This window comes from Chitinophaga sp. CF118 (genome assembly GCF_900112615.1).
In the GTDB taxonomy this organism is placed as follows: domain Bacteria; phylum Bacteroidota; class Bacteroidia; order Chitinophagales; family Chitinophagaceae; genus Chitinophaga.
This window is the reverse complement of record NZ_FOMK01000007.1, coordinates 263,798-271,407: the sequence shown is the minus strand read 5'-3', so window position 1 is coordinate 271,407 and position 7,610 is coordinate 263,798. Positions and strand designations below refer to the sequence as shown.

5 protein-coding genes are annotated in these 7,610 nt (G+C 42.8%); 2 read left to right on the top strand and 3 right to left on the bottom strand.

The genetic code is table 11. The features are described 5' to 3' along the window. Positions 1–299: 299 nt before the first annotated feature. Positions 300–1,829, top strand: coding sequence for a TROVE domain-containing protein (locus BM176_RS24280; protein WP_090106934.1), 1,530 nt, complete (start codon positions 300–302; stop codon positions 1,827–1,829). 593 nt (positions 1,830–2,422) lie between these two features. Next, positions 2,423–2,854: an RrF2 family transcriptional regulator gene (locus BM176_RS24275; RefSeq protein ID WP_090106933.1), complete on the top strand. Its 432-nt coding sequence runs from the start codon at positions 2,423–2,425 to the stop codon at positions 2,852–2,854. A gap of 152 nt (positions 2,855–3,006) precedes the next feature. Here BM176_RS24275 and BM176_RS24270 read toward each other — a convergent pair whose 3' ends face one another. From BM176_RS24270 to BM176_RS24260, 3 genes are all read right to left on the bottom strand, one after another. Continuing rightward, on the bottom strand, positions 3,007–5,247 hold the full coding sequence (locus BM176_RS24270; RefSeq protein ID WP_090106932.1) for a nitric-oxide reductase large subunit: 2,241 nt from the start codon (positions 5,245–5,247) through the stop codon (positions 3,007–3,009). A 100-nt stretch (positions 5,248–5,347) separates the two neighbouring features. Further along, positions 5,348–5,725, bottom strand: coding sequence for a group III truncated hemoglobin (locus BM176_RS24265; protein WP_090106931.1), 378 nt, complete (start codon positions 5,723–5,725; stop codon positions 5,348–5,350). A 151-nt stretch (positions 5,726–5,876) separates the two neighbouring features. Further along, on the bottom strand, positions 5,877–7,460 hold the full coding sequence (locus BM176_RS24260) for a Na+/H+ antiporter (RefSeq protein WP_090106930.1): 1,584 nt from the start codon (positions 7,458–7,460) through the stop codon (positions 5,877–5,879). Positions 7,461–7,610: the final 150 nt, after the last annotated feature.

Here is a 7,610-nt window from a genome sequence, read left to right as displayed (position 1 = left end):
TTACGGCTCATCTTCAAATCCTGCAGCCTTCTTCTGATCTCCAAGTTATTTTTAGCGAAACATCAGTCCCTTATTGGGTGACTAGAAGTATGCTTTATTTATGCTTTATATATGCTTCACATATGCTTTATATATGCTTTATCTCTCTGTAATCCTTATTGGCAGAGACTTATAAGGGGTTTGTTTTTTCCGGTTTAAGAGGTTTTTACAGCTATAATGGATAAAAAATAAACTGCGCAGAAAGACTGCGCACACGTGTTTCATCTTTGCATTGTCAATTACAAGCAAATAATAAGGTGATGAGATTCAATATTTTAAAGCACAAAGGGCAATCGGTGATAAACAATGAAGGTGCAAAAGTGTATAAACTTACACCTGAGATGGAATTGTACAGCAGTGTGGTAACATCGGCTCTTCAGGATCAGTTTTATGAAGGGGATACAACAAGGGTAGAAAGAATCCGTTCATTGATTACCCGTAATGATCCCGCTTATGTGGCCAAACTGGCAATATATGCCCGTGAAAACATGTACCTGCGTTCAATTCCCATAGTGCTGGCCGTAGAACTTGCAAAAGTGCATACCGGCGACTCACTGGTAAGTAAAACCGTGAGTAGGATAGTACAGCGTGCGGATGAAATTACAGAGTTGTTGTCTTACTATGCGCTGGCGAATGTGCGAACAGACAGAAAGAAATTACATCGCCTGAGTAAGCAACTACAGAAGGGATTGTCGCTTGCATTCAACAAATTTGATGAATATCAGTTCGCAAAATATAACCGTGACACGGAAATTTCATTGAGAGATGCCTTGTTTCTGGTACATCCGAAAGCAAAGGATGAAACACAGCAGTCATTATTCAACAAAATCGTGGATAATGAGCTGGAAGTACCATATACCTGGGAAACCGCTTTATCCGCTGCAGGACAGGTAAAATATGACTCCGGTAAGGAAAAGCTGCTTGCAGTAAGGGTTACCTGGGAAGGACTGATAGATAGCAGAAAGCTGGGTTATATGGCAACTATGCGTAACCTGCGTAATATGCTGGAAAACAACATCAGCGATGCGCATGTATATAAAGTATGCGCACAATTGACGGATGAAACTGCCGTGTTGAAATCAAAACAGTTGCCCTTCCGTTTTCTGGCCGCCTATCGCGAACTGAAAAAGGTGCCGCATGGATTAACAGGATATGTACAGGAAGCACTTGAAACAGCGTTGAAATTAAGTGTGCAGAACCTTCATGGATTTGATAACAGAACCCGGGTAGTGATTGCCTGCGATGTATCAGGTTCTATGCAGCAACCAGTATCTGCAAAAAGCAAAATCCTGTATTATGACATTGGCCTGATGCTGGGAATGCTGTTGCAATATAAATGCCATCATGTGGTATCCGGTATATTCGGTGATACCTGGAAAACGGTGAGCCTGTCCCGAAATAGTATCCTGTCTAATGTAGATGCGTTCTACAAAAGAGAAGGAGAAGTAGGATATAGCACCAATGGTTACAAAGTACTGGAAGATCTTGTAGCGCGCAGGTATGTGGCAGATAAGATCATGTTGTTCACGGACTGTCAGATGTGGGATAGCACGAGCGGAAACACGAATAATGCGAATACGCTGAACGCACAATGGCAGCTCTACAAGAAGATAGCTCCGGAAGCTAAACTGTATCTGTTCGACCTGGCTGGTCATGGTGCTATACCGCTTAATATACGTGAACAGAATGTATATCTGATAGCCGGGTGGAGTGATAAGGTATTTGAAGTGATGGAAGGCATCGATCAGGGTGCTTCTGCGGTAGAACATATTCATGCAATAACAGTATAATTGGCATCCCTCTGAAAGGGAGGGATGCTATAAAAATCTTAAATAACAGCATGTCGTAAAAATGAAATACTTCGCAGCCACTAAGGGGAGGAATAGCGCGACGCTCTGATAAAGCGTGAGGCTATACGGGTTCGACTCCCGTTTGCTTACCCCGCTTTCATTTTGCCTGTTACTGCTGTTGTTATAAACAGGTGTCGTAGAACAGCGTTACTTCGTGGGTCGGAGGTTCGATTCCTCCTCTGGAAAGCAATTTCCATGTAGCTCAGTTGGTAGAGCAACTTCACGCTGTCCGGTTTTCATTACCCTGTTTGTAATTTTTTACTTTCATGTCCGGTGCCGTAGCACAGGGATACTTCGCTTTGGTCGGGTACGAAGGTTCAAATCCTTCAGAGGATGCCTTAACCGGCTCCCGATGGTTAGTGGTTAAACACCGATCCAGATTTCCCTATGCGGCTTGTTGCCCGGTTGTGGAGGTAATAAAAAAGCATCCTTTTGCGAAGGGGCTTTTTTGTTAGAATCAGTATTACTGATAAATAAAGATAAAAATATCTTTTATTAATTAACCTTTATCTTTGTAGTCAAATATTGTATTCATGTTTTCAAAGACTTGTGAGTATGCGATCCGGGCTGTGATTTTCATTGCCCAAAAATCGAGTGACGGATCAAAAGTTGGAATAAAAGAAATCGCAAAGGGTATAGATTCCCCTGAGCACTTTATTGCAAAGATTCTTCAGGATCTTAGTCGTGACGGACTGGTATTATCACAAAAAGGCCCGTCCGGAGGGTTTTATCTTGATAAAAAATCACTGCATTCATCCCTGGCTGATGTGGTGAAGGCCGTAGATGGAGATAAAATTTTTACCGGCTGCGGATTAGGACTTAAACAATGTTCCGAATCCAGGCCATGCCCATTGCACAATGATTTCAAAAAGATCAGAGCAAACATCTTTAAGACACTTGAATCTACTAAAGTGGGAGAGTTTAATGAGAAGTTGGAAGCCTCCCTGGTGTTTCTGAAGAGATAACATGATAATTGTGATGTGAAAACCAGAGAATGGATCAAAAATAAATAAAGGGCTTGAAAATCGCTTAAGCGACTAGGGCTCTCCATCATCAAGTGTCCGAATGAAAAGAGCCTGTATCGTAATTAGAATACAGGCTCTTTTTACATGTATAACTATCTCTTCTCCTTTAAAGACCATCCCGTTTTCAGTCCTATCACAAAAATCACCAGCAGCACTTCCCCTGTTGCCAGTATTATATCACCCGGGACCCTTAACCAGCGTAACGTTTGCATAGTATCTGTATGCATGAATTCGGCAGATCTTGCATACCAGTAACCATGTTGTATAGAAGCAATTATCTGGAGGATGCCCATTGGCAACATGCTGATTGTTACCATTACCAGCAGTCCGATGTTGATCAGCCAGAAAGCAGAACCAATCAGTTTATCATTCCAGTGTTTTTCAGGATATAATCCACGTAATACAAATAACATTAGTCCTATACCAAGAATTCCGTATACCCCAAATAAAGCGGTGTGTCCGTGAACAGCTGTTGTATTTAATCCCTGGATATAATACAAGGCAATGGGAGGATTGATGGCAAAGCCGAAGATGCCCGCCCCTAAAAAGTTCCAGAAGCACATGGCAATGAAACAATAGATTGGCCATTTATAGGCTTTAATCCATTTGGTAGACCTTGTTATTGTATAATTATGATAAGCTTCATATCCTATCAGGATCAGCGGGACTACCTCGAGTGCGCTGAAAGTTGCACCCACCGCAAGTACTGAAATAGGTGTGGCACTAAAGTAAATGTGATGGAATGTGCCTAAGATTCCACCAAGCAGGAATATAATTGTAGAAAACAGGACTGCCACCGTTGCATGCCGGATATGTAATAAACCCAGCCGGCAGAACAGGAATGCAGAAACAACTGTTGCAAACACTTCAAAGAATCCTTCTACCCACAGATGAACAACCCACCAGCGCCAGTATTCGGCAATGGCCATGTGTGTTTGTCTGCCGTACATTAATCCGGCAGCATAGAACACTGCAATGGCAATGGAGGCAATTACAAATAAGGTGAGCAGGTGGCGACTCTCATCCCGTTTACGTAAGGCGGGGAGTAATGCACGCAGCATAAGTATTAGCCAGATAATCAGGCCCGCCAGTAAAAGGATCTGCCATATTCTTCCCAGCTCAATGTATTCATAACCCTGGTGTCCCCAAAGGAAATTATCTACCAGTCCCAGTTTCTGCATCACACCCAGCCATTGCCCCACTAATGAACCGGCTACCACAATCACCAGAGCCATAAATAATATATTCACACCTGCCTTCTGAAAGCGGGGCTCATAGCCGGATACTGCAGGTGCAATGTATAGTCCTGTAGCCAGCCAGGAAGTGGCTATCCAGAAGATAGCAAGTTGCACATGCCAGCTGCGGGATACAGAAGCCGGCAAGAACTTATCCAGCGGAAATCCATAAAAAGCATTGCCCTCTACCCCGTAGTGTGCGGTGATCACACCTGCCAACATCTGCACAATGATCAGCGCACTCACAATCCAGAAGTACTTTAGCGTGGCTTTCATGGAAGGAGTTGGTTTATCATTCCGTAAAGGGTCCTGCAATGGTAGTTCTACAGGCACCTCATCTTTGTTATAAGCATGATGCAGAATCAATAAGGCAAGGCCTGCCAGCAACAGCAATACACTAAATCCAGACCAGAGATGCAGGGAAGAGGATGGTATATTACCCACTACTTCATCTCCCGGCCAGTTATTGGTATAGGTAACGTGATCGCCGGGACGTTCGGTAATACATACCCAGGTGGCCCATGCCAGGAAAGCATTCATCTTGCGCATACGTTCTGCATCTTTGATGGTAGCAGTGGGAATAGCATACTGATTACGCAATGTGTTGAATGCGGGATCAGTCATAAAAAGTCCGGCGTAGTAAGTAGACAGTTGCCGGAATGCCTGGAGCCGTGCGGGGGAGAATACTATCTGGTTTTGTTGTTGATCAAACGTATTTCTCCGGATTTCCGTCTTTAAACGGTCTTTGTATAATGCCTGTTCATCAGTAGGTAGCTGGCTGTATGTTTTACCATCTTTAGCAGCTAATGCTGTTAGCATGATATCGGATTCCCTGTGCAGGTAGTCGGCAGTCCAGTCTGGCGCAATATAACTGCCATGCCCCCATATACTGCCCACTGTCTGGCCTCCGATGGATTGCCATACATTTTGTCCGTCTTTAATATCCTGTCCGGTAAACAGTACATCTCCTTTTTCAGAAACTACCTTGTCCGGGATAGGAGGCAGGTTGTGGTAAATGTCAGTTCCGAAATAAATGAGCAGCGCAAAAGATACCATCATGACGATAGCAAGGCTGATCCATAGTTTTCTAGGTGTCATGTAATTCTAATTAAAAGTAGTCAGTGATTGTATTTTAGGCAGATAAAAAATTTAACAAGCTATTGACAGCAGCAATCCGGAGTATGTAATAGTGCTGTTTTCATGATTGGCGTAGTGAGGTAATACGATGCAGGAATGTTGCCGCAATCGTCTGCGCTTTCTTTTTTGTATCGTTTGTTACCGGGCCATCAAAGCGTTCATCCAGGGTAGCATGAAAGTGGAGTAGCCATCTGTCAAAGTAGATACTATCCAGTGGCATGTGTTTATGTTTCTGAAACGGATTACCGGTGTAATCCCGGTTGCCGAATATGGCCATGTTCCAGAAGTTGTACATGATATTTAGATGAGCAGTCCAGTCATTTCCGATATGAGACAGGAAGATCGGGCCTAGCAGCCCATCTTCACGGACCTTGCCATAAAATCTGTCTACCATCCATTTAATGTCTTCTATTCCTTGTATGTCTTTTAGTTCCGGCATAACTTTTCTTTAATAGTATATAATAAGACCTTTTTATCTTTTATTATAATAGAGGTTTACCTCCTTTTCTTTCACAAAGGTATATGTTATTCCGATAATAAAAGATAAAATACTCTTTTATTATTTTGTCCCGTAAAAAAGGAGCAGGCAATCAATCTTCAAAGAGGGGTCTGATCTTTTCTTCTTCCATGTCCAGTAACTCTTCATACCTCCTGATCACAGCATCATCCACGCCTTCTTTTTTATTCAGTTGTCGCAAAAAGAGACGCTGATGTGCAAGTAACTCTAAATAGATTTTAGAGAAATCATCATGATCAGACTTTACGTTAGGGTCCAACATGGATTGGTCCCGCTCAAACCTTGCTTGTAATTGTTGTAATGAGGGGTTGGTTTTCAGCTTTTCATTGTAGTTTATTTCCAGGAATGTGAGGCTATGCTGCGCCAGTTTTTTCTTTATGTGTAAGTGTTGTTCTTCTGCAGATGTATATTTATCAGGATCTTCCATATTGAGCCACCTGATAACCAACGGTAATGTAAGTCCCTGGATAACGAGTGTAAGCAGGATTACCATAAAAGTGATGAACAGGATCATGTTGCGCTGGGGAAAGGCTTCCCCGTTGCTCATATAAACAGGAATTGACAATGCTGCGGCAAGGGAAACCACACCCCGCATACCTGCCCAGCCAAAGATAAGCGGCCCTTTCCAGCCGGGTCTGTTGTCTGCTGTTGTAATATAACGGCTGATGAACACAGTGAATACGGAAGAGCCTAAGGTGCAGAGAATCCGGGTAACGATGAGCGCAAAGGTGATGAACAGCCCATATCCTATAGCCTTTTGCAGGCTTACTGTTCCCAACTGATCAACGATCATCGGTAGTTGCAGGCCGATGAGCATAAAAACCAGCCCATTCAGCGAAAAGTCAAGGGTAGACCATACATTGGATGCCCGTAGCCTGCTGCGGTAGGTAAGGATGGTCTGGCTGCGGAAGGAGAGGAACAATCCGCCGCTTACCACAGACAATACTCCTGAGAAATGAAAATGTTCGGCCACGAGATACATCACATAAGGAGCTGTAAGGGTTAATACAATATCCATGTTGGAGTTTGTAGGTAACCACCTGTGAATGGCATAATAAACCATACCAATAAGTACGCCTGTAATAATGCCCATTACGATTACCTCTACAAAGCTAATTGCTGCTTCGTGAAAAATAAACTGGCCTGTACTTACAGCTATCAGCGCAAAGCGGAAAACGATGAGGCTGGATGCATCGTTCAGTAAACTTTCTCCTTCAATTATAGCACAAAGTCTTCTGGGAATTTTCACATTTCTCAGAATAGAAGTGGCTGATACAGCATCTGGAGGGGATACAATACTTCCTAATAAAAATCCGAGTGCCAGTGTAAAACCCGGAATAATTCTGCTGGATATAAAAGCAATCACGAATGAAGTAACAATAACAATCAGGAAGGCAAAACTGGAGATTACCCGCCTCCATCGCCAGAAGTCTTTCCATGACGTGTGCCAGGCGGCATCGTAAAGCAGGGGAGGGATGAATATTACAAGAATCAGTTCAGGATTAATTGTAATGACAGGCATAACGTGCGTGATACTTAATATAAGCCCACCTATTACAAGTACAATGGGGTATGCAATCTTCACTTTCTGGGCCAGCATTACCAGGAATAAGATGATAATGATGAGTATAATGTATTGTATGAAATTGTTCAGCATATCTTATTTTAATTTATCAATAAATAGCCCCGTTATGCCACAGATCCGCTTTTAAGAAGAAAGTTACAACAATTACAGTATTTTTCATGTCGGGTAGAATTGCCGTTTTTTATCAAACGAATATTGAAGTCTAAAGGCTCTTTAATACTT